General features: G+C 36.4%; 27 protein-coding genes and 1 pseudogene. 17 read left to right on the top strand and 11 right to left on the bottom strand.

Translation table 11 applies throughout. From position 1 onward, the window contains the following. Nucleotides 1-75 precede the first annotated feature (75 nt). The gene (locus M3226_RS24065; protein WP_251571179.1) at nucleotides 76-429 is read right to left on the bottom strand and encodes a DUF3905 domain-containing protein; all 354 of its coding nucleotides are present in this window, start codon (nucleotides 427-429) and stop codon (nucleotides 76-78) included. Between the two features lie 131 nt (nucleotides 430-560). Between M3226_RS24065 and M3226_RS24060 the strand changes: the two genes are divergently transcribed. Together M3226_RS24060 and M3226_RS32320 are read left to right on the top strand one after the other, a co-directional pair. Further along, the gene (locus M3226_RS24060; RefSeq protein ID WP_176541115.1) at nucleotides 561-722 is read left to right on the top strand and encodes a hypothetical protein; all 162 of its coding nucleotides are present in this window, start codon (nucleotides 561-563) and stop codon (nucleotides 720-722) included. After that, nucleotides 722-850, top strand: a complete 129-nt coding sequence (locus tag M3226_RS32320) for a hypothetical protein (protein WP_285857976.1) — start codon at nucleotides 722-724, stop codon at nucleotides 848-850. Before M3226_RS24060 ends, M3226_RS32320 begins: the two co-directional genes overlap by 1 nt. 28 nt (nucleotides 851-878) lie before the next feature. Here M3226_RS32320 and M3226_RS24055 read toward each other — a convergent pair whose 3' ends face one another. After that, on the bottom strand, nucleotides 879-2,615 hold the full coding sequence (locus M3226_RS24055) for a B12-binding domain-containing radical SAM protein (RefSeq protein WP_251571178.1): 1,737 nt from the start codon (nucleotides 2,613-2,615) through the stop codon (nucleotides 879-881). A 347-nt stretch (nucleotides 2,616-2,962) separates the two neighbouring features. Here M3226_RS24055 and M3226_RS24050 point away from each other — a divergent pair, with 347 nt between their 5' ends. The 3 genes from M3226_RS24050 to M3226_RS24040 all read left to right on the top strand — a co-directional run bounded on the left by M3226_RS24050 (nucleotide 2,963) and on the right by M3226_RS24040 (nucleotide 7,549). After that, complete coding sequence (locus M3226_RS24050; RefSeq protein WP_251571177.1) at nucleotides 2,963-3,976, top strand: 2-oxoacid:acceptor oxidoreductase family protein; 1,014 nt, start codon at nucleotides 2,963-2,965, stop codon at nucleotides 3,974-3,976. Then, nucleotides 3,976-6,270, top strand: coding sequence for a thiamine pyrophosphate-dependent enzyme (locus M3226_RS24045; protein ID WP_251571230.1), 2,295 nt, complete (start codon nucleotides 3,976-3,978; stop codon nucleotides 6,268-6,270). Before M3226_RS24050 ends, M3226_RS24045 begins: the two co-directional genes overlap by 1 nt. A gap of 178 nt (nucleotides 6,271-6,448) precedes the next feature. Next, entirely contained in the window at nucleotides 6,449-7,549 is a 1,101-nt protein-coding gene (locus M3226_RS24040; RefSeq protein WP_251571176.1) for an ATP-binding protein, read from the top strand. Between the two features lie 49 nt (nucleotides 7,550-7,598). Here M3226_RS24040 and M3226_RS24035 read toward each other — a convergent pair whose 3' ends face one another. Beyond that, entirely contained in the window at nucleotides 7,599-8,384 is a 786-nt protein-coding gene (locus M3226_RS24035; RefSeq protein WP_251571175.1) for a carbon-nitrogen family hydrolase, read from the bottom strand. Nucleotides 8,385-8,811: 427 nt separating this feature from the next. On the opposite strand from M3226_RS24035, the gene M3226_RS24030 reads away from it, so the two are divergent. The 5 genes from M3226_RS24030 to M3226_RS24010 all read left to right on the top strand — a co-directional run bounded on the left by M3226_RS24030 (nucleotide 8,812) and on the right by M3226_RS24010 (nucleotide 13,049). Continuing rightward, the gene (locus tag M3226_RS24030) at nucleotides 8,812-9,054 is read left to right on the top strand and encodes an aspartyl-phosphate phosphatase Spo0E family protein (protein ID WP_251571174.1); all 243 of its coding nucleotides are present in this window, start codon (nucleotides 8,812-8,814) and stop codon (nucleotides 9,052-9,054) included. A 531-nt stretch (nucleotides 9,055-9,585) separates the two neighbouring features. Then, entirely contained in the window at nucleotides 9,586-10,410 is an 825-nt protein-coding gene (locus tag M3226_RS24025) for an electron transfer flavoprotein subunit beta/FixA family protein (RefSeq protein WP_251571173.1), read from the top strand. A 35-nt stretch (nucleotides 10,411-10,445) separates the two neighbouring features. Beyond that, a complete protein-coding gene (locus tag M3226_RS24020) occupies nucleotides 10,446-11,477 on the top strand; it encodes an electron transfer flavoprotein subunit alpha/FixB family protein (protein WP_251571172.1) in 1,032 nt (343 codons plus the stop codon). Continuing rightward, the gene (locus tag M3226_RS24015; protein WP_251571171.1) at nucleotides 11,470-12,765 is read left to right on the top strand and encodes an FAD-dependent oxidoreductase; all 1,296 of its coding nucleotides are present in this window, start codon (nucleotides 11,470-11,472) and stop codon (nucleotides 12,763-12,765) included. Before M3226_RS24020 ends, M3226_RS24015 begins: the two co-directional genes overlap by 8 nt. Continuing rightward, nucleotides 12,765-13,049, top strand: a complete 285-nt coding sequence (locus M3226_RS24010) for a ferredoxin family protein (protein ID WP_202653741.1) — start codon at nucleotides 12,765-12,767, stop codon at nucleotides 13,047-13,049. Before M3226_RS24015 ends, M3226_RS24010 begins: the two co-directional genes overlap by 1 nt. Before the next feature lie 263 nt (nucleotides 13,050-13,312). Here M3226_RS24010 and M3226_RS24005 read toward each other — a convergent pair whose 3' ends face one another. Continuing rightward, nucleotides 13,313-13,540, bottom strand: a complete 228-nt coding sequence (locus M3226_RS24005) for a helix-turn-helix domain-containing protein (RefSeq protein ID WP_251571170.1) — start codon at nucleotides 13,538-13,540, stop codon at nucleotides 13,313-13,315. Nucleotides 13,541-13,670: 130 nt separating this feature from the next. Here M3226_RS24005 and M3226_RS24000 point away from each other — a divergent pair, with 130 nt between their 5' ends. After that, nucleotides 13,671-13,916: a hypothetical protein gene (locus M3226_RS24000; RefSeq protein WP_251571169.1), complete on the top strand. Its 246-nt coding sequence runs from the start codon at nucleotides 13,671-13,673 to the stop codon at nucleotides 13,914-13,916. A 344-nt stretch (nucleotides 13,917-14,260) separates the two neighbouring features. Here M3226_RS24000 and M3226_RS23995 read toward each other — a convergent pair whose 3' ends face one another. Then, complete coding sequence (locus tag M3226_RS23995) at nucleotides 14,261-14,428, bottom strand: hypothetical protein (protein WP_251571168.1); 168 nt, start codon at nucleotides 14,426-14,428, stop codon at nucleotides 14,261-14,263. A gap of 448 nt (nucleotides 14,429-14,876) precedes the next feature. Next, a complete protein-coding gene (locus tag M3226_RS23990) occupies nucleotides 14,877-15,092 on the bottom strand; it encodes a hypothetical protein (protein ID WP_251571167.1) in 216 nt (71 codons plus the stop codon). Here M3226_RS23990 and M3226_RS32830 point away from each other — a divergent pair. Continuing rightward, a complete protein-coding gene (locus tag M3226_RS32830) occupies nucleotides 15,083-15,190 on the top strand; it encodes a hypothetical protein (RefSeq protein WP_374110682.1) in 108 nt (35 codons plus the stop codon). The two genes, M3226_RS23990 and M3226_RS32830, sit on opposite strands and share 10 nt — an antisense overlap. A 47-nt stretch (nucleotides 15,191-15,237) precedes the next feature. Here M3226_RS32830 and M3226_RS23985 read toward each other — a convergent pair whose 3' ends face one another. From M3226_RS23985 to M3226_RS23965, 5 genes and pseudogenes are all read right to left on the bottom strand, one after another. Further along, entirely contained in the window at nucleotides 15,238-16,026 is a 789-nt protein-coding gene (locus M3226_RS23985) for a hypothetical protein (protein ID WP_251571166.1), read from the bottom strand. Between the two features lie 195 nt (nucleotides 16,027-16,221). Then, the gene (locus M3226_RS32315) at nucleotides 16,222-16,368 is read right to left on the bottom strand and encodes an aspartyl-phosphate phosphatase Spo0E family protein (protein ID WP_285857974.1); all 147 of its coding nucleotides are present in this window, start codon (nucleotides 16,366-16,368) and stop codon (nucleotides 16,222-16,224) included. 83 nt (nucleotides 16,369-16,451) lie between these two features. Continuing rightward, nucleotides 16,452-16,697 (bottom strand): hypothetical protein, encoded by a 246-nt coding sequence (locus tag M3226_RS23975; protein WP_251571165.1) that lies wholly within the window; start codon nucleotides 16,695-16,697, stop codon nucleotides 16,452-16,454. 20 nt (nucleotides 16,698-16,717) lie between these two features. Then, nucleotides 16,718-17,347, bottom strand: a pseudogene (locus M3226_RS23970) (DUF5677 domain-containing protein); the annotation flags it as partial. 178 nt (nucleotides 17,348-17,525) lie between these two features. Next, on the bottom strand, nucleotides 17,526-17,735 hold the full coding sequence (locus M3226_RS23965) for a helix-turn-helix transcriptional regulator (RefSeq protein ID WP_251571164.1): 210 nt from the start codon (nucleotides 17,733-17,735) through the stop codon (nucleotides 17,526-17,528). 280 nt (nucleotides 17,736-18,015) lie between these two features. Here M3226_RS23965 and M3226_RS23960 point away from each other — a divergent pair, with 280 nt between their 5' ends. The 5 genes from M3226_RS23960 (at nucleotide 18,016) to M3226_RS23940 (ending at nucleotide 21,663) form a co-directional block, all read left to right on the top strand. Then, entirely contained in the window at nucleotides 18,016-19,356 is a 1,341-nt protein-coding gene (locus M3226_RS23960; protein ID WP_251571163.1) for an FtsK/SpoIIIE domain-containing protein, read from the top strand. After that, nucleotides 19,328-19,888: a replication-relaxation family protein gene (locus M3226_RS23955; protein ID WP_251571162.1), complete on the top strand. Its 561-nt coding sequence runs from the start codon at nucleotides 19,328-19,330 to the stop codon at nucleotides 19,886-19,888. The genes M3226_RS23960 and M3226_RS23955 overlap by 29 nt, the downstream gene beginning before the upstream one ends. A 13-nt stretch (nucleotides 19,889-19,901) precedes the next feature. Further along, the gene (locus M3226_RS23950) at nucleotides 19,902-20,387 is read left to right on the top strand and encodes a hypothetical protein (RefSeq protein WP_251571161.1); all 486 of its coding nucleotides are present in this window, start codon (nucleotides 19,902-19,904) and stop codon (nucleotides 20,385-20,387) included. A gap of 277 nt (nucleotides 20,388-20,664) precedes the next feature. Then, nucleotides 20,665-21,207, top strand: coding sequence for a reverse transcriptase domain-containing protein (locus M3226_RS23945; protein ID WP_251571227.1), 543 nt, complete (start codon nucleotides 20,665-20,667; stop codon nucleotides 21,205-21,207). A 15-nt stretch (nucleotides 21,208-21,222) separates the two neighbouring features. Beyond that, on the top strand, nucleotides 21,223-21,663 hold the full coding sequence (locus M3226_RS23940; protein ID WP_308211982.1) for a group II intron maturase-specific domain-containing protein: 441 nt from the start codon (nucleotides 21,223-21,225) through the stop codon (nucleotides 21,661-21,663). Nucleotides 21,664-21,761 lie beyond the last annotated feature (98 nt).

Genomic DNA, 21,761 nt, shown 5'->3' with positions numbered 1-21,761 from the left:
CCCTCTGTATAAATAGTATCTATTGTCTTTTAGAATTTCATAAGTGGTAATGTTTTTCGGATATGGATAATTCCATTAATCAGAACCTTTACTGACATCCTTTGTCGGGTGCATAAATGGATAGGCTTGTGGTTTTCTTTTGCTGTCGAGCAGCTCTCGATTTTCTGAAGTATTCCAGCCAATATCATTTGTGGGATGAACCCAGTCGTCTCCCGACATAATGGCAGGGTCTGTATCCTTTGACCAATTTTCTAAAGGGGAGTTCTCAGATGCATATAAACTGTCACCAATGGTAACCCCATATTTATTTACAAAGGGATCCTCCATTTTAATACCAGTCCCTTCGAAACTAGGTGCATTTATTTGATGGGGCATCGTTTCATCCATTGTTATCTTTTCGGAGGACTGTTTATGATTAGATTTGTCCATGGTTTAATCACTCCTTTTCTTTTATTTTCTGTATGTAAGGCGATATTATTTATGAAAAATAAGGAAAGGAATGAACACACCCACATTGCTTAAACTAAGGAGGTATTATCAAATCTTTAGGAGGATTCTAAATGGCAAAGCGCAAAGCAGAATTTAATGCAGTGGAAAAATATACGAAAACCCCTCATAAAAATGTGCAGGAAAGTGAATTTTCAGCAGAGTTTACCGATAATAATAACGCCATTCGATTCCAAAATCGTAATTCGAAACAAGGTAAAAAAGGTAGAAGCTAATGGCTAAGGTGGGTATTACTCAAAACCCTATATCAATGGAAGAGTTTAGTATTGAAATTGGTGAAGTTAATGGGGTTAAGCTGTATGAAACGAAAAAACATTCGAAGAAAAATGATAAAAATAAATAAGCCGGGGCTCTCCCGGCTTATAAAAAAACTAAAATGAAAATATAAATGTTTGGTCTTTGCTCGGGTCAAAGAACGCTAATAAGTAGCCGGTTTTTCTTTTTAAGTGGCCGGTCGTTAAGTAAACACCTAAGTCAAAGGTTAATCCCTCAAGCATCGTATGCTTATATAAATCCTTTTCATCAAGCTGCAGTTGACTGAATTCATTTCCAAGCATAGTTGGATGATTCAATATTTGTTTGTAAAGCTGTGAGCGCTCACCCTTATCCAGGGATGCGTCCCACCAAGGCTTTCTAGGTTTGTATTTGTGATTTCTTAAATAATCATACTTCATTAATCCTGCAATAATTTCAAGGTTATCGACGGAGCGTTCTTCTAGGAACGAGTATAACCTTCTAAATAAATCCTCAAGCTGATGGCCGATGCGCGACCATCCCTTATCATCCCAGTAGGAACCAAACTCTTGGAAAAAGTCAAATGGAGATGGGAATACACTGCTGACGAGATATTCAACCGTATAGTCCATACGGTGGTCATTCCAATATTTCTCCAATACGTCCTCGACTTGTTTAATTCTTACAATATCATCAAACGATAACACATTATTACTTAAGATTTCATAGGGTGAATGGTCCATATATACATATTGATGTTCATCAGCACGGAGACGGACTCCAGTTCCCCTGAGCATTTTCAAAAATCCCAATTGTAGTTCTTCTGGTCTCATCTCGAAAACATCATTAAAAGTTTTTCTGAAGGAGGAATAATCTTCTTCGGGAAGCCCGGCAATTAAATCGAGATGTTGATCGATTTTACCGCCCTCTTTGACCATTGTGACCGTTCTTGTCAGCTTGGCGAAGTTTTGTTTTCGTCTGACTAGTTCATTGGTGTAATCATTTGTAGACTGGACGCCAATTTCAAATCGGAATAAACCTTTTGGTGCTTCTTGATTTAAAAATTCAATAACCTCTGGCCGCATAATATCCGCGGTGATTTCAAACTGAAATACGGTTCCAGGCAGATGCTCATCAATAAGAAAACGGAACATTTCTAACGCGTAGCTTCTACTAATATTAAAAGTACGATCCACAAACTTTATCGTTTTAGCACCATTTTCCATGAGATAGCGAATATCCGCTTTTATTTTTTCACGATCAAAATATCTGACTCCGACTTCTATGGAAGAGAGGCAGAATTGACAGCTAAATGGACAGCCTCTGCTTGTCTCAATATAGGTGACACGTTTGCCTAACTCAGCGATATCTTCGGGAAAACGATAGGGTGTGGGCAGTTCTTTAAGATCCAGCTTATTCATTTGTGATGTTATTTTTACTACTCCACTTTCTCGAAAAGCAATACCACTGACATTTCGGTACTCTTTCTCGGCAGCGATTTCATGAAGTAGCTGTTTAAAGGTTTGTTCTCCTTCACCGATCACGATAAAATCCACATCGGAATGTTTTTCCATCCATTCGGCCGTATCGTAAGTCACTTCTGGTCCTCCCAATACAATCAAAATCGAAGGGTCAACCTTTTTTAACATATTTACAACTTTAAGTGTTTCTTCAATGTTCCAGATATAGCAGCTAAAACCGATAACGTCAGGTTTTGCTTGATAAAGGTCCGAAACGATATTTAGGACTGGATCCTTAATTGTGTATTCTTTTAATTTGATTGCAAATTCGGGGGCTGCATAGGCCTTTAAATAACGAATAGCAAGATTTGTATGGATAAACTTTGCATTTAGCGTAGAGCAGATAACATTCATATGGTTACTCCTTTTTCAATATGACCAAATAATTATTATAGCCTATTTTTGACCAAAAGAGTATAAGGCAAACCATAAATCCTCACTACAAACCCGATGCCCCTTAGCTGAAATCTGAAATGTGTCTATCTGTTATATTACAAGTTTTAATCTGTTATATAATTAAGCAAGCGTTTTAAAGTCGGAGATAATCATGATTTTTTTAAAAAATTAATGTGTTACAGAAAATTTCGGATGATGTTTAACATTTGTCACAGATAAAATTTCATAATTGTCCTACAATAACGACAGGAAAATCAATGAATAGTTTATTTCGTATTTTTTGGAACGAAATGGGGAGGGACATTATGTCTATTTTACCGAAAAAGAATGAACTTGGATTTTTTGAAATCCGATTAGAATCGATTGGCGGACTAGGGGCAAACCTAGCCGGAAAAATGTTAGCTGAGGCAGGGGTATTAAGTCTAGGATTAAGAGGCGCAAACTTTTCATCCTATGGGTCTGAAAAGAAGGGTTCACCAGTAAAGAGTTTCGTTCGTTTTTGTGATCCTGAGGTTGAGATTCGGGACCATAGTCCAATTGAACAGCCACATATTGTGGGAGTTTTCCATGAAGCATTATATAAAACGGTGAATGTGGTAAGCGGCTTGGATGCGGAAGGTATTGTCTTAGTTAATACAGCTAGAGAATTTGATGATGTGAAAAAAGATTTGCAATTAGAATATGGGACTCTTGCCATTGTTGATGCCTTAACAATTGCTGTAGAGGAAAAAACGAAAGTAAATACAGCCATGCTTGGCGCTTTATATCGAATTTGTGATTTCCTAGATCCCGAATCCATGAGAGATGTTATCCGGAAAACTTTCACAAAAAAATATCCCCACCTTGTTGAACCAAATATTCGTACTTTTGATCGTGGATATAATGAAGTTCAATTTAAAACCTATGAAGTTCCAGAAGGTGCTAAAGGAAAATCTTTTACACGATCGCTTCCACAACTTGGCTATTTGACACAAGAACTTGGCGGTGTGATGGTTTCGCAGGCAAATAGTATCTTCAAAGATTTAAGTGGATCACGGCAGGGGTTTCTTCCTGAGTTTAAACAAGACAAATGTATTAACTGTGCAGCTTGTGACAATGTTTGTCCTGATTTCTGTTTTGTTTGGGAAGAAGGAGAGGATAAGCGAGGCAGAATACAAATGTTCCTAAAAGGGATTGATTATCAATATTGTAAGGGCTGCTTAAAGTGTGTGGAAGCATGTCCAACCGACGCTCTAGGGGATCTACGGGAAATGTTGGGCTATGCGGATGAAAACCGTGTGGAGCAAAACTTTCCTTATATTGCAGGAGGGCTACGATGATGGCAATTTTAGAAGATAAATTAACGAAACAGGGTGTGGCAGAGCAGGTTTCTACCTTTGAATCAGGTAATGAAATGGCAGCCACTGCGGCAGCACAAATTAATTATCATATCATGGGATATTTCCCAATCACACCTTCAACTGAGGTTGCCCAATTTTTAGATCAAATGAAAACCCGCGGGCAGCATGACGTAAAACTGATTCCAGCGGATGGTGAGCATGGTTCAGCAGGTATTTGCTATGGAGCAGCCGCGACGGGTGCCCGTGTCATTAATGCAACTAGTGCGAATGGTTTCCTATACATGCTTGAACAAATGCCTGTCCAATCAGGCACTCGCTACCCTATGGTGATGAACCTTGTTACTCGAGCTGTCAGCGGTCCGTTAGATATCCGTGGTGATCACTCAGACCTTTATTATGCTTTGAATACCGGATGGGTTATTTTAACTGCTAAAACACCTCAAGCTGTTTATGATATGAATATTATGGCGCTGAAAATTGCTGAACACTCAAAAGTCCGTTTACCCGTTATTGTGGCCTATGATGGCTTCTTCACATCTCACCAAAAGCGCAGGGTGGAATACTTTAAGGATCGAAATGTTGTCCAACAATTTGTTGGTGAGTGTCCGACTGATTATAACTTCGTAAGAGATTTGAGCAAGCCTGTTACAATCGGTGCACATATGAGCGGTGACGATTTTATTAATAACCACTACCAACAATCGGAAGCAATATACAAGGCGGGTGAAGTATTTAAAGAGGTGGCAGCTGACTATGCGAAACTTTCTGGCAGAGAATATCAGGTGCTCGATCTATATAAAGTGGAAGATGCAGAAGTTGCACTATTCCTATTAAATTCTGCTGCTGAATCGGCCAAAGATGTGGTTGATCAGCTTCGTCAAAAAGGGATTAAAGCGGGGGTAATAAGCCCAAATATCATTCGTCCATTCCCGGCAAAAGAAATTCGTGAGGCCCTTAAGAATGTTAAAGCCCTCTTAGTCGGCGAGCGTGCGGATTCCTATGGTGCAAATGGTCCTAACCTTACACACGAAGTAAAATCAGCTCTTCAAGATGATAAAGAAAACAAAACGATTGTGTTAAGCCGAGTATTTGGTCTTGGCGGGAAGGATTTCTATGCAGAAGATGCTAAAGATTTCTTTAGTATGGCAATCGATGCGATGGAAAGGGGCTATGCGGAAAAGCCATTTGATTACTATGGCCATGTTCCAGGAATTCCTGAAAACATCCTTAAGCCAGTTATTTTGCCACAGCATGGTGATGTGTACAAAACAGGTTTAATTGATGTGGAAATGGATGAAGAAACCAATAAATTAAAGGTCAAAATTCCTCCGCTCCGTGCTCTTACCGGTAAGCCAAAACGAATTGCTTCTGGACATGGTGCATGTCCGGGATGCGGTATTTTTGCAGGCCTTGAGTTATTCTTTAAGGGGATTGAGGGAGATATTGTTACTTTATTCCAAACAGGCTGTGCGTATGTAACCACGACTGGTTATCCAAGTACTTCACATAAACAAACGATGATTCATAATTTATTCCAAAACGGTGCAGCCACATTATCTGGGACAGTTGAGGCTTTTATGGAATTAAAACGCCGAGGCGAAATAAAGGTGTCGGATGATGCTACTTTTGTTATGATTACCGGTGACGGCGGTATGGACATTGGAATGGGTTCAGCAATAGGAACTGCTCTACGCGGACATAAACTGATCATGCTTGAGTATGATAATGAAGGTTATATGAATACAGGCTCACAAATGTCATACTCTACACCAATCGGACACATGACAAGCACTTCTGGTGTTGGGAAAGTACAGCAGGGAAAAGCATTCCACCATAAAGATACAGCTCAAATTATGGCTGCAACGAATATTCCGTATGTATTTACTGGTTCTGAGGCTTTCCCGCAGGATTTAGTGAAAAAAGGTGCAAAAGCACAATGGTATGCACAAAATGTCGGTACAGTGTACGGGAAACTTCTCATCGCATGTCCATTAAATTGGAAATCTGATGATCGATATGGTACAAAAATCGTTGAGGAGGCTGTTAATTCCTGCTTCTTCCCACTCTATGAGATTGAGCAAGGCGTTACAACGATTACGTATAATCCAGAAGAGAAGAACAAACGGGTTCCACTATCTGATTGGTTGAAATATATGGGAAAAGCAAAACATCTATTAAAAGATGAGAATAAATCTATTTTAGAAGAATTTGAAGCAGAAGTTGAAAAGAGATGGCAGCGTCTAAAAGCAAAGCATGAAAACCCACTTCTATAAATTGATCTCGAATCTAACAAGGAACGCAAAGCAGCAAGTGCTTTGCGTTCTTTTCTTAAATAATCATCTTGAAAGAGTAAAATTTGGTTGTCGACTTAAAAGGATTTTTCTCGATATATGTAGAATATATGGTTTAATATTATATAGAGAGAATAAGGATTTCGTGGGGTGTAAAAAAGTGGAGAAAAAGGAACTAAAAGATACTTTACATCTAGGTAATAGTGAAGACAGCGAACAAAAATATCGACGTATCTTTGAATGTTCTATGGATGGTCTCCTCCTTTGGGATAATGATCACCGGATTATTGATGTGAATCGTGCCGGGGAAAAAATGATAGGTATTCCTAAGGAGCGTTTAATAGGTCATCGCGTCTATGAGCCGCACACCATTTTGGAAAAGAGAAAGCAAGAGATTTTGAAACATATTGACCAAGTGCTGGAAAAAGGACAAACCTGCTCCACAGTGATTTTTAAAGATGAGGAAGGAAATAGTAGATATTTTGATTGTTCTTCACAACTGGATATCTTAGGTGGGATAAATTTTACCATTTTTAAAGATATATCTGAAAAGATAGAAATTGAGGAACAACTCCGTAAATCAGCCACACTGAATGTAATTGGTGAACTTGCTGCGGGAATTGCTCATGAAATACGTAATCCTATGACAGCTCTAAAGGGGTTTATTCAGTTACTTGAGGAAATTATTACTAAAGAACATCCGATGTATTATCAAGTGATAACTTCAGAATTGACACGGATTGATTCGATAATTAATGAGTTTTTAATCCTTGCAAAGCCGCATGCTACTAGATTTCAAGAAAACGATTTAAACAAGATAATGAAGGAAACTGTCGATTTACTATCGGCTCAGGCAGTTTTACATAATGTTCAATTTGTAACAGACATAGATAGCAAACTACCACTTGTATTTTGTGAGCCTAACCAATTAAAAAAGGTTTTTATTAATATAATAAAAAATGCAATTGAAGTGATGCCTTTGGGTGGAAATATAACCATTACTACGAAGATGCTGGAAGGCAAACGAGTTCAAGTCAGTATCCAAGATGAGGGGGCCGGAATTTCAAGCGAGAAGATAAAAAAACTAGGTGATCCATTTTTTACGACAAAGGCCGGAGGAACTGGTCTTGGATTAATGGTTAGCTATCGAATTGTCAATGATCATCAAGGCAGCATCACCATAGAAAGTGAAGAAGGAAGAGGAACCACATTTTTTATCCGGCTGCCCCTTGACCTAAATGAAAAAAAGGAAACCCTATAAAAAAAGCAATCCATAACCAATTTGGATTGCTTTTAAATATTTGAATAATTTAGTTATACGAGGCTGGTTTTCGATCCTCAAAAATGGGAATTTGCTTGCGTATTTCTTTGACTAAATCTAAATTAATCTCAGCAGTGAGAATCTCTTGCTGCTCTCCTGCTTCAGCCAATACTTCTCCCCACGGATCAATAATGAGTGAATGTCCGGCAAAATGATTATTAGGGTCACTGCCAGACCTGTTACAAGCAATCACATAACATTGATTTTCAATCGCTCTGGCGATTAAGAGAGCCCGCCAATGCCCTAAGCGGGCAGCTGGCCATTCCGCTACTACAAATAAAGCTGCTGCTCCTTCTGATGTATGAGCCCGAATCCATTCAGGGAACCGAATGTCATAGCAAATTACACCTGCAAATAATTGATCTTCCAAAGAGAATAAGCCTTTTCCAGCTCCGGCTTCTAAGTAGAGATGTTCATCCATCAATTTAAAGAGATGGAGTTTATCATATTGGTGTGTAACATTGCCCTCTTTATTTATAATAAGAAGGGTATTCTTTACTCCATTTTCTCCTCTATTTGCAACTGATCCTCCAACAAAATGGACTTGGTATTTTTTTGCCGCTGATTGGAGAAAGATAATAGTTTGCTGGGCTTTTTGATCAGCTATTTTATCTAATCTGGTTAGGTCATACCCTGTCGTCCAAAGCTCAGGCAGGACAATAATATCAGGAAGTTCCTCCATGGCTTTTTCGATGAGTTTTGCAGCAGTTTTATAATTACTCTCTGGCTCACCGAAAGCGATATCCATTTGGAGACAGGAAACTTTTATTTTCAAAAACCTTCACCTCAATCATCTTCTGTATTTTTCATTACAAGTCAATATAAAAGTTATAACATTTATCACTAGAAATTCAATACAAATTTAGAGGAATTAGTAAAATTATTCATTCGGTAGATTGAACTAGTTCTATCGAACTGAACATATTTTAAAAAAATTCAATTTTTATTCTTTAATGCAAAAAACGTCATCAAATTCCCTTTGCTCATTTGGAGATTTTTTGGTAATTCATAACAGAGGATTAATGGAGTTTTGTCGTTTGTAAGAGAAAATGAATGAAAAAATTGTCGAATTACGAAAGAAATAGAATGTTTTGTCTACTTTTGCGATTGTATTTACTTTTAATGAATTTCTTGTCATAATTCTTCAAGTAGTCTACTTTTTTGAGTGGTTTATAGTAAGCGTGTAAGGTAGGAGGATAAAAATGTACAAGGATAGTAATTATCAATCTGAAATGATTGAAAAGATAAAGGCTAAAAGAGAATTAATGATTAATAGTGCAAATAAGCTAGGCTTTATAAGTGAACAAACAATTAAATACAGCCAGGAGCTAGATGAACTAATCAATCATTACCAAAGAGTGATTGGACAAACATCTAAATCAACTGAAGAAGTAAAATTTGCCTTTAAACATATGATGATGGTCTGGCCAAAGGTTTTGGTTTAATAAATTGAAGGTCTTCAATATCTATTAACATATACTTATCAAACAAGAAGGCCTTCCATGTCTTACTATAATCAAATATGATTTTTCTCCCTTCTCAAAACGTACCAACCCCAATTCATATCCAATCGTCCTTAACAAACATCCATTTCATTTCCCTGAATAAATTAATTCTATTAAAGTACATTATTAATAATAATAGTGAGAAGCTGTGATTTTTATCATTGTTTATATCATAATATTTCATATAGTTATATTAGTAGCATTTTATTGAAAAATTCACATCTAGACTAAACCAAATCTTTTACATCCAGTATATCATCCATTATTTTCGTTATTCCGAAAATACTTCCTAGAATCCGCAGCGTTTTCCCATCATTATTTATTTTTAACTAAAGGAAAAAAGAAAAACTTGTATGTTTGGTACTATGCTTGTGTTGCGATACATATATCGTTAATAACAGCATTTTCTATAACCAAAGGAAGCAAACGCTTTCAATGATCTCAGTTTATATGGAGGAGGGAAAGTCCTAAATGCACATTGTCGTTTGTATCAAACAAGTACCTGATACAAAAATTATTAAAATTAACCCAAAAACAAACACACTCGACCGCCGAAGTGCACCAGCCATTTTGAATCCTTATGATGCCCATGCCGTTCAAGAGGCTGTCAAAATTAAGGAAAAAACGGGAGCTGCCATTTCGGTACTGTCAATGGGGCCGCCCCAAGCAACGGCTATTATTAAAAAAAGCATAGAAATAGGGGCAGATAGAGGTTATTTAATTACCGACCGCGCCTTTGCAGGTGCAGATACCTTAGCCACCAGTTACGCTTTATCAAAGGCATTAGAACGAATTGATAAGGAATACCCTGTTGATATGGTTATTTGTGGAAAGCATGCCATTGATGGGGATACTGGGCAGGTTGGACCGGGAATTGCAAGAAGAATGGATATCCCGCCTGTGACAAATGTAATTGAAATAATGGAGGTCAATCAAGAGGAAAAAACAGTTCTAATCAAACGGAAATTAACACATGGCTATGAATTAATTCAATCTGAAATTCCTTGCCTTTTAACAATTGAAAAGGAAATTAACCAGATTGAATATTCACCAATGCCTAACATGATTAAAGCAGCAAAATACGAACCAATTATCTGGGCAGTCAGCGATCTTGAAAATGTGGACCGGACTCAGCTTGGATTAAAAGGATCACCAACTATCGTAGGGAAGATGTTCACCCCACCACGTCCTGAAGGCGGGAAAAAACTAGATGGTTCTGCTGATGAGCAAGTAAAACAGCTCATGGAAGTCTTATTGAAGAAAGAGGACCTATTTACGATTCAGTCATCTAAATAATAACAGTTATTTTTCTGCTTTTGGGAGGCGTTTATATGAATCTGGACGATTATCGGGGAGTCTGGGTATTTATCGAACAAAACGATTGTAAGATTGAAGGAGTTTCACTAGAACTGCTTGGTGCAGGTAGAAAATTAGCTGACAAATTACAAGTTCCATTAGCAGGATTTTTACTGGGACATGAGGTTAAACCATTGGCCAGCCAAGTAATTTCCTACGGTGCTGATGAAGTTTATGTTATTGATCAGCCAATTTTAAAGGATTACAGGACAGAATCATATATGCAGGGTGTTATGTTATTGGCAAGAAAATATAAACCTGAAATTATTCTATATGGAGCTACACCAAATGGGAAGGATTTAGCAAGTGCTGTTGCAACGGATTTATCGACAGGATTAACTGCTGATACAACCATGTTGGACGTAGATGTATCGAATCGATTACTAGAAGCCAGCAGGCCTGCGTTTGGCGGTAATATTATGGCAACCATTTTATGTAAGAAGCATAGGCCGCAAATGGCAACTGTTCGTCCAAAGGTTATGAAGGCATTAGATCTGGATACAGGCAGACTTGGTAGGATAATTGAAGAGAAGATTGATTTAATAGAAGAAGATATGCGGACAAAAGTGCTGCAAATTGTGAATGATGTAACAAAAAAGGCTAGCTTAGCGGAAGCACATGTGATTGTTTGCGGCGGCAAGGGAATGGGAGACTTTCAAAACTTTCAGCTTATTCATGAGTTGGCCGAAACGATTGGTGCAAGTGTAGGCGGTACGCGCGATGTAGTTGAAGCAGGCTGGCTGCCACATGAACAGCAGGTTGGGCAAACAGGAGAAACAGTAACACCGAAAATTTATTTTGCTATTGGAATATCGGGTGCGATCCAGCATATAGTTGGGATGAAAAATTCAGAGTTTATTATCGCTATCAACAAAGATCCAAATGCGCCTATTTTCGATGTTGCAACGTACGGGATTGTAGGTGACGCGTTGGAAATTGTACCTAAACTAATCGATCAATTTAAGCAGGTTCAGACGGAAAAGGGCGGTGAAATTAGTTATGCCTGAGAAATTTGATGTGATTGTGGTTGGAGCAGGACCTTCAGGTACAGCATGTGCCCTCACTTGTGCACAAAGTGGGCTGAATGTTTTATTGTTAGAAAGAGGTGAATATCCAGGATCAAAAAATGTAATGGGCGGTGTCTTGTACCGTAAGCAGATGGAAGAATTAATTCCTGAGTTTTGGAAGGAAGCTCCCCTTGAGAGGCCCGTCATAGAGCAGCGTTTTTGGATGATGGATAAGGAATCTGTTGTGTCTTTTGGTTACAAAGGTCTTGAATGGGCCGTGGAACCATATAATAATTTCACCGTGCTGCGTGCGCAGTTTGACCAATGGTTTGCCGGGAAGGCTGTTGAAGCAGGAGCTCTTCTTATCAACGAAACCGTAGTAACAGAATGTATTGTTGAAAATGGCAAGGTTGTCGGTGTCCGTACAGACCGCCCTGATGGTGAAGTATATGCAGATGTTGTGGTCCTAGCTGACGGCGTAAACTCTCTTCTATCGAAACAATTAGGGTTCCATAAAGAATTTCGCCCAGATGAAGTTGCCTTAACGGTTATGGAGGTTATTAATCTTCCAAAAGAAAAAATTAATGACCGCTTTAATTTAGAGGATAACCAAGGCTGTACGATTGAGATTTTTGGAGATTCCACAAAAGGCAACCTTGGAACGGCTTTTCTATATACGAATAAGGACAGTTTAAATATTGGGGTTGGAACAACCCTATCTAGTATGATTAAAGCGAAATTAAAGCCATACGATTTATTGGATTATTTGAAAAATCATCCGATGGTAAAACCGTTGATTGCGGGCGGGGAATCTGCAGAATATTTAGCCCATCTCATTCCTGAAGGCGGCTACCGTTCTGTTCCGAAAGTTGCGGGTAATGGAGTCATTGTTGTTGGAGATGCCGCTCAGTTAGTCAATGCCATCCATCGTGAGGGTTCCAATATGGCCATGCATTCAGGTCTATTAGCGGCTGAAACGGTTATTGAAGCTAAGACGAGAGGTGATTTTTCTGAGTCCAGCTTAAATCTTTATCGTGAAAAGCTTTATGATAGTTTTATTATCAAAGATTTAGAAAAGTATAAAGATGCAGCACATACTTTTGAAAAATACCCACAATATTTCAATGATTATGTTCCGATGATGAACAAGGCAATGAGCAAATTCTTTACAGTCGATGGAACACCAAAACGGGAAAAACAAAAACAAATCATGAAGAGTGTTACAGCGGAAAAGGGAACTATACGAGTAATTCAGGATATTTATCGTGCCTGGAAGGCGGTGAAATAATGTCAACGAAGAATATCGAGGAAAAACAGTACCTGTTAAGGTTTAAGTGTGATACCAAGTCCCATTTGACGGTGCTCGATCACGACATCTGTATGACAAAATGTCCCGATAAAATTTGTACAATATTTTGCCCTGCTGAAGTGTATAAGTGGGAAGGAACAAGGATGCAAGTAGGTTATGAAGGCTGTCATGAGTGCGGAAGCTGTAGGATCGGCTGTCCATATCAGAATATTAAATGGGAGTATCCTAAAGGCGGACATGGAATTGTTTTTCGGTTAGCATAGTGAGCAATCCGTGAGCTTTTTGTGAGCAATTGTGAACAGAAAATAAAGCTCTTATCTGTTTGTATATCCTATTATTGACGGTGCTATTATCAGTATCGTCTTTTTGTTTTCAATAGACCTTCTCAGGCTTCATTTACGTCTATTAGAGCACTTTAGAATAAATATGGTATTTATACCTGAAATGGAATTAAACGACTGAAATCAATGAATAGAGTACTTAAAATAAAAATAAAGAGCCACTATTATAGTTGGCTCTTTTTGTGTTACTTATTTTTAATGTGCTGAAATAAATCCTCAATCTCACATTCAAGCGCAGTACAAATCTTATCAAGATTGTCTATTGTAATTGATTTAACTTGATCCTCCATCTTCAGAGTTTCATTATTCGCCCACTGACTAATTGTATTTGGTCGTATACCCGTAGTTTTAGATAACCAATACATTGTTTTTCCCTTTCGTTCTAATACTTCATTGAGTTTGAATTTAATCATTTCAACTACCTCCAATTTTTTTATTATAACATTAATATTAACGCTTGACGATAATAACCCAAGGTGTTAGTATTAACTCAAGAAGTTAATAACTTTCAAGGAATTAGAAGAAAAAGGGAGAGGTTACATAATGACAAATTTACAAACTGTTCAAAAGAAACAACAATTCGAGGTTTTCACTACTATTCAGGTTCCAGTATCAATCAGTATTGAAGCAGGGAGCTATGAAGAAGCTGAAGTTTTAGCGAGTCTACAATTACATCCGCATGCTATTCGTCAGATCATGATGACTTTAATCAATCACAAAGGGGAAGTAGTAATACCAACTATTCACGACTGGAATACTGATAAATTTGAAGTTATTGAAAAGGACTAAGGGGAGTCATTTTATTTCCCCCCCTTTTGGGGGAAACAAGGGAGATTATCATGGACGTTGTTCGGTTGGATTCATTCAGGAGAATAGAAAAACAGTACGCAGATTATTATAAGTTTTCAAATAGGAAGTCAACTTCCCAGTTACATACCAGTAAACGCAGCATGGATTTCCGTAAGCAATACACTTCAGCTAACATGAAATTGTTAACCAATAAAATCAAAATAATAGGGGATTAAAACTACAAACAAAATTTTAGTTCACATTAGACCCATTGGGCGACTAAGCAGGTAAAGGGTTATCCTTTTCCTGAAAGTGTGATTAAGTCAATAGGGGAATTCAGGGGTTTATCTCCCCCAAAGTCTTGTGCTGTCAAGTGGGACTATCACTCGCCCATTTATTTGTTTGTGAATTAATGGATTTTTAAAAGGTTCATAATGCTCTTTATCAATATTGGATGAGCGGGCACGAACATTTACACCTAGTATACTTCGAATGTTATTGTTGTTTGTCATTTGCATCATCTCCTTCTTTAAATATTAATGTAAGTTTTTTCTTTAAAATAAGAAAAAATACCCGAAAAAGATGAATAAATTAAGTGGAAAGTAATTCCTTTTAGACGCATAGTACGAAGAAAAAAGCACTGAACAAAAAAAGAAAGTGGGTCTGCCACTTTCGAAAGAAGGAAACTTTTATGGGTTAGTACAGTTTATGTTGGTGCTTGTATTTGCATGTAGTGAGCATGTCCATTTTAAAAAATTTTTACCAAGTTTGGGCAGGTAAGCCCTAGTTGGATATTTAGCTGTTAGAAAAGGCTAGAAACAGTAAAAAGCCATTATTTATCACTAATACAAGGTCTACTTTGTATTGGATACTAATGACTCAAATTAATTATAGCAAGTACCCATAACTCCGACCAGAAATTTATGGGTACTTGCAGTGGGCGTGAATGTACGTCAAGATTTAAAGGCTACGTTCAAATTGTTGTTGAACCTGTCTTTCAGCTTCCCTTAATGCATTTAATTTCTCTGTTGTCGCTTGTACTGATTCAGTTAACAGTTGTTGACGTTGTGCCAATAATTCAACATTATTTGGATTAAGTTTTAATAATTTATCAATGTCTTTTAATTCTTTTTGAAGGTCTTGGAAAAGTTGATAATGATTATGGATTGAAAACAAAAGATGCTGTAACCCGTTTTCAAAAGGTTTATTTACCGTATGAAGTGGATGGGATTGCTGGTAAACACACTATCAATAAGATTAATTCACTATTGTAAATTAGAAAAAGCCTCACTCTTTATATGGAGTGGGGCTTTATTATTAATTAATGAGTGGCATTATAAGCATTTAGTTGTGTATAGTATTCATACTCCACCATTTCAAAGTCATAACCCCATTCAGCTTTTGCTGCCTTCATAATGTTAGCTTTGACGGTCGTATCTAATTTAATTGCAGCAACTCTGTTATAAGCTTGAACTTGTGTGTAGTATTCATAATCAACCATTTCAAAATCGTAACTCCAAGTTTTAAACGCATTATTTAGTAAGGTTTCTCCTAAACTATTCTTAACAACCATTACCTTTAGTTTATTGTAAGCTGATGTTTGCTGATTAATTTCGTATTGAACCATTTCATAATCAGTTCCCCATTCCTTAGAAGCGTTGCTCCTAATTGTATTAGCTACTGTAGTAGGGTTAAGTTTAGCGATGACATTAACAGGTGTAGGTGGTGCCACATAAATATTTGTATAAACGATAGGTTTATTATTAATAATCTTAAAATTATTGTAGTTAATCCATTTACGATCTGCAGGTTTAATATTCATGTAAACTGTACGGTTTACGACCACTTGTTTAACCCATTTAGTGCCGACTTTGTTATAGGTGACATAAGTTAGTTTAGTAGTATACCAATCTTTTTTGCCTTGGACATCTTTAACCATTGTGCCCAGAGGCGTTGTTATGTAGAATGATAGCCCTTTAGCGTTATTACCTTTAATTACATAACCAGCTTGGCTCGTTACTGCAGCTTCCACTTTCTTAACATTACTTCCCGAAAACGAACTAATTACAACCATTACTGTTACCAATAAAGCAGCTACTAATTTTTTCATTCTTATTTCCCCCTACTTTTCTATTTATTTAGTCCATTTGAATTATAACACTAAAACGTGAAAAGTATGGTAAGGTTTCAAAAAATATACAAATAAGTGAATAATTTATGCTCCTGGGGGAAGATTACAATTAAACCCGTGAAGATTACATGTTTTTCCTCCTACAAAAGCCCTTCTCAGTCGAGAGGGGCTTTTTCACATACTCATTTTAATATATATTAATTTATCAAGTTTTTCACTAATTTTTATAGTTTCTGGCGATGTAAATCCTTTTAACATTCCAACCTGTATCAATTTCTTTCTTACTGTTTCAATTTTCCTATGTAGCTCCTCACTGGTCAATTTAAGTACCCCTTTTTCAACGATGGTACTATTTTATCAGTTTGAAACTAGTGTAATTGTGACAAATTAGTGACAAATTATAATTAAAAGGGCAAATTATCATTGATAATATTAAGTAATTTTTGTTTCTCCAATTCTTTAACCTTCTCCGTTATATTCTCACCAGCTGCAATGACTTCCTCTAGTTCCACTGGGTAGGGCATATCCTTTTTAATACTTTTCCAAAACTTTAAAGCGACTCGTTCAGGTTTTCTGCCTTTTAACGGAAAAGAAGCTCGTTGAATTAAACGGCTCTCAGCCTTGTAATGTATTTCAATTGTTATGTTCATCTTCATCTACCTCTAAGAATTTAAACATCGTACTTTTCTTTATTTACTATTTCGAATAAAGAAGCAAGTTCTTCACTTAATGATGTTAATGTTTCCTCTGAAATATCTAATTTCATAAACTGTGAATATGCTTCAATTGCGATTATAGCCATGTAATTAGCGTTTAATAAAGATTCTTTAATATCGTAAACTTTTGGCTTATAATCTACAAAATTATCTCCATTTTCATGAAATAGATAATTAGAAAAGTTATTTATGGAACCATGTACATAATCACTTGCAATAGTATAGAAAGTTAAATAAATATGTGTTAAATCTGCCATTCTTGCTAAATCTTCTATTTTAGTACTAAAATCCATGACATTTAATTCATCAATTTGTTTCTTTAATTCTTGTTTTTTGTCAGGAGAAACAAACTCATTTATTTCTTGAGAAAAAAGTTTTCTATTATGACTTATTTTATTAATGATATTTACCTTTTTCTTTAAGAAACTATTTTTGTAATCTGTTGCAAAATCTGGATATCGACAAAAACACCTTAAAAGACAAACAGTTTCAAATATTGACCTGGTAATAGAAAAGGTATCAAAAGGGTAATTTTTATCACATAGTTCAACCGATGCTTTAAAGGAAACATAAATTTTTGCGAACGCTGCAGATGAATATGTGTTTTGATCATTTTTTTAAAAGTTGGAAAAAAGTTCTATAGTCTTATCAAATAACTCTAGAATTTTTTTTGTTAGAACATATTCCGAATAACATTGGGATTTTAAATTTTCCATATTTAATAGCCATTTCCTTTCAATCAAAAATTTTTACTTTTTATGATTAGTTTTCCACTTTTCGTTCATAAAGATCATCTACCTTACAGTTTAATAAATCAGCAAGATCAAACATTTCTGGTGCAGAGGGATAACTTTTTCCCGTACACCAATTTGATATCGTATTAGCTGACTTTTTATATCTTTGTCTTAAATCCTCCCTAGTATAATCGGATTTATCAATTAGCCATCCTATATTACTCTTTAAATTCTTCAATGTCATCACCTATTAATACATTTCCATATTACCTAAAAAAAATCCTTTCACAATTTAATTTGTAGTTATCAAAATTTATTTTTGATTGATAGGAATAACGGACAATCCAAGGTTAATACCATTTATTATAGCCAATGGAATCACGAAGTTAGACAATAGATTGGTAGTATCCAAACCCAATAATATCAACCGATAATCCTCAATTTTTTATTTCTACTTAGTTGGGATACTTACTATCGTAAGTCTACAGAGGTGGCGTTGAAGGAAGGAGGATAACAAAATGATTTTTGAAGTTGTGACAACAACAATTTTTGGAGCGATTTCTTTAAAAGCTTATCGCTCGAAAAGTGGGGTAGGGAATGACTCAAAAAAAATCAACAAAATATTCGCTCTTAGTGGTCTTAATGTTAAGGACGGCAATCAAACATTAACAGCCCAACAAATTAAAAAGAGAAATTATGATTGGGGTGTTGAGTATCGTTACCGTATACCTTTAGGTAGGAGTTTTGAAGATTACTTAGCAAAACAAAAAGTTATCGAATCAGGAATCAATACTCGCTCAGTAAAGATTAAACTTAAAGACTTTAAAGAACTTAAACTTGATCGAAATATTTTCTCAAATATTAAAAGTCTATACACTAAAAAACTAACGGACAGAAAAGAAATAGAGTTGTCTTATGATGGAATGTTGATAATTCGAGTTTATAATGAGCCATTACCTAAAATGGTTAGTTTTCAAGAAGGTAAAGGGTGGAAGGTTGTTTTTGGAGCAACAAGGAATAGAAACAAACTTATTTTCCATGACTTTGAAAAAAGCCCTCATCTATGCCTGGGTGGTGCTACAAGGTATGGAAAGTCAAATTTAATAAACTGTATTATTACATCTTTAATTAAGCAGCAACCAGACAACTTAAAACTCCATTTGATTGATTTAAAGGCTGGGGTGGAACTATGTGACTATGAGAATGTTAAACAAACTGTATCAATCGCATACGAACCAGAGGAAGCATTAAAAACTCTTGAAAATGCCTATAACCTTATGAGAAAGAAACAGGAAATACTTAAAAGAGCTGGAAAGAAAAAAGTTGAAGATGCTGGAATAACTGAACGTCATTTTGTCATTATTGATGAAGTTGGGGAATTAAATCCTGATGAAGCAGTTGATAAGAAGGATATTTGGAAAGATGGAATTCTTATTCATAAAAGTGAAAGGACCATTAAGGCAGAATGTCAAAAATATATGAGCCAAATAGCACGTTTGGGAGCAGGCTTAGGTTTTAGATTGATATTAGCAACCCAATATGGAACAGGGGATATAATCCCTCGTCAATGTAAGCAAAATAGTGATGCTAAACTTTGTTTCCGTGTTCAGTCCGGAACAGCTTCAAGGGTAGTTCTTGACACAGATGGTGCTGAAGCCTTACCAAAAATTAAAGGAAGAGCAATATATCAAATGGCAGATGAACGTGTAATAGTTCAAACTCCTCTTATTACACCTGAAGATATTGAAAAAACAATCACACCTTATATTGTTCAAAAGAGGGAGGTTGTAACAGTTGAAGCCCCTAAGCAAGAGACAGGAAGAAATTCTATTGTCATTACGAAAACTGGACTTTCTTAATCGTGATCAACTTACTAGGATTCATCGTTTAGGAAGCGTAAGAAATGCCAATCGTATCCTCAAAGAAATGTCCTCTTATATAACTGGTTTCCGTGAAGAATCTTACTCAACTATATATTTTTTAAATAAAGAAGGTAGGGAATATGTCAATACAGACAAAGTAAGAAGAAAGAATAAATTTGTTAACCACTACCTTAAACGAAATGATTTTTACATTTACATGGGCTGTCCTCATGATTGGGAGAATGAAATAAAGGTATCGGATGGAATTTTTACTATTGTTGCAGACTCGTATTTTAAGAAGGATGGTAAGTATAATTTTCTTGAAGTCGATTCTACTCAGAAGATGAGCGTTAACAAAAAGAAGATCGAACAATACAAGGGATTAATGAGAAATGGGGAACTAGCAAAACATTTAGGCTATTTTCCGAAGTTAATTTGGTTAACCACAACGGAACTAAGAAGGAAACAATTAACTGTTTTATGCAAAGGTCTTCCTTATCGAGTTTACACCTTGAATGACATTAAATAAGGGGATGATTATTTTGGCAAAGTCAAAAAGAATCAATTTCAATGAATTTATGTCTGGTGAATTTAAAGCGAAAGAAAAACAAAGAAGGCAAAAGAGAGTAAGAAAAGTAACTCAATTAGCAGTTTCAGCAGCCCTTCCAATTGCAACTTGTGGAGCAGTAGGAACCCTTGGATTTGCAATGAAGGCTTTTGCAGCTACAACGGGAACAAATGCAGTCGTTACAAGTGCTCCTATAGCTATTGAAGCAGGAGCAAAGGAGTGGATGAGTGCTCAGAGTTTAGATATGTTAGCGCATGTATTAGACCCAATTGTAGATATTCTTGTGGCATTGTCGTTCCCGATAGCTTCAGTTATTATTGTAGGTTCTTGCTTTCAGTTCATGTTCGACAGAGCTGATAAGGGTTGGCAAATGATTCAAAATGCTGGTTTAGGTTATGTCTTAATTCAGGTATCCCCTCTGATCTTAAATGTGCTGAAACAAGTAGGTAATGCTGTATGATTAAACGGAAAGCTGATGTTTAAGAATTTATCTATAGTTTTTGCATACATGCCAAGTGGGACGGTAAAAAGTTTTATTTGGTAATAAATCATCCTTCAGTAACTATTACTTTAATGCAATATCCAGACGGAAATTTTACTATACACAGAATAAGTGATCTCTTTTACGACCTATTTGAGTCAGCTATAAGCGAAGATGAACTAAATACCCTTATTTGGAAATACCTAAACCGGACGGTTCCAAACGTAAGTTAGGTATTCCGTGTGTCCGGGACCGAATGGTCCAACAGGCTATTTACCAAATAATTGGTGAAATTATAGACCCACATTTCTCTGAATCAAGTTATGGTTTTCGCCCGAATAGGAATCAACACCAAGCCATAAAGCAATCTATTAAATACTATGAACAAGGTTATAGAGTGGTGGTAGACTGTGATTTAAAAAGCTACTTTGACACTATCAACCATCAAAAACTAATGGAATACCTCAAGGCATTCATCCAGGATAAAGTTATATTGAAACTAATTTGGAAATTTCTCAAGAGCGGAATACTCGAAAATGGACTGACTAAACCGACAGAATTCGGTGCCCCCCAAGGTGGTGTACTTTCGCCGATTCTTAGTAATGTTTACTTAAACCAACTGGATAAGGAATTGGAGAAACGTGGACATAAATTCGTCCGTTTTGCGGACGATTTTAGCATTTACGTTAAAAGTGAACGAGCAGGTCACCGGGTAATTAAAAGTATCACAAAATACCTCGAGCAAGAGCTAAAATTAACTGTTAACCGAACTAAGAGTAAGGTGGGGCTACTAAGTTAAAATTCCTAGGTCTGCATACACAGCACCTCCAAAGGTGTAGGATGTAGACCACATCAGTCAGCAAAGAAGAAACTCCAAACCAGACTAAAGAATATAACTAAGCGGAATCGCACTGGGAAATTTGAGGATATCGCCAAAGAAATTAACCACGTAACAGTTGGTTGGATAAATTATTATGGAATTGGTCTTATGAAAAAGTTCATACAGGATATAGCAAAATGGCTGAACCATCGACTGAGACAGGTTATTTGGAAAAGGTGGAAGAAAACCAAAACAAAATATTATCAACTAAGAAGATTAGGTGTCAAACATGAAGAAGCCTGGAAAGTAGCTAATTCCCGAAAGGGATATTGGAGGATTTCCAGAAGTGAAACACTGCAAAAAGCAATTAAAATAAAAACGCTCACCAAATGGGGGCTTAAAAACCCAACCATTTATATGAGCGCCGATACTTAAGTTATTGAACCGCCGTATACGGAACCGTACGTACGGTGGTGTGAGAGTTGCGCCTTGAAAGCTCAAGGAATACATGCGACTTGAAATAGTCGTCTAGA

The organism is Neobacillus cucumis (assembly GCF_023715505.1).
The sequence above is the reverse complement of the archived record's forward strand: the minus strand, read 5'-3'. Positions and strand labels throughout refer to the sequence as shown.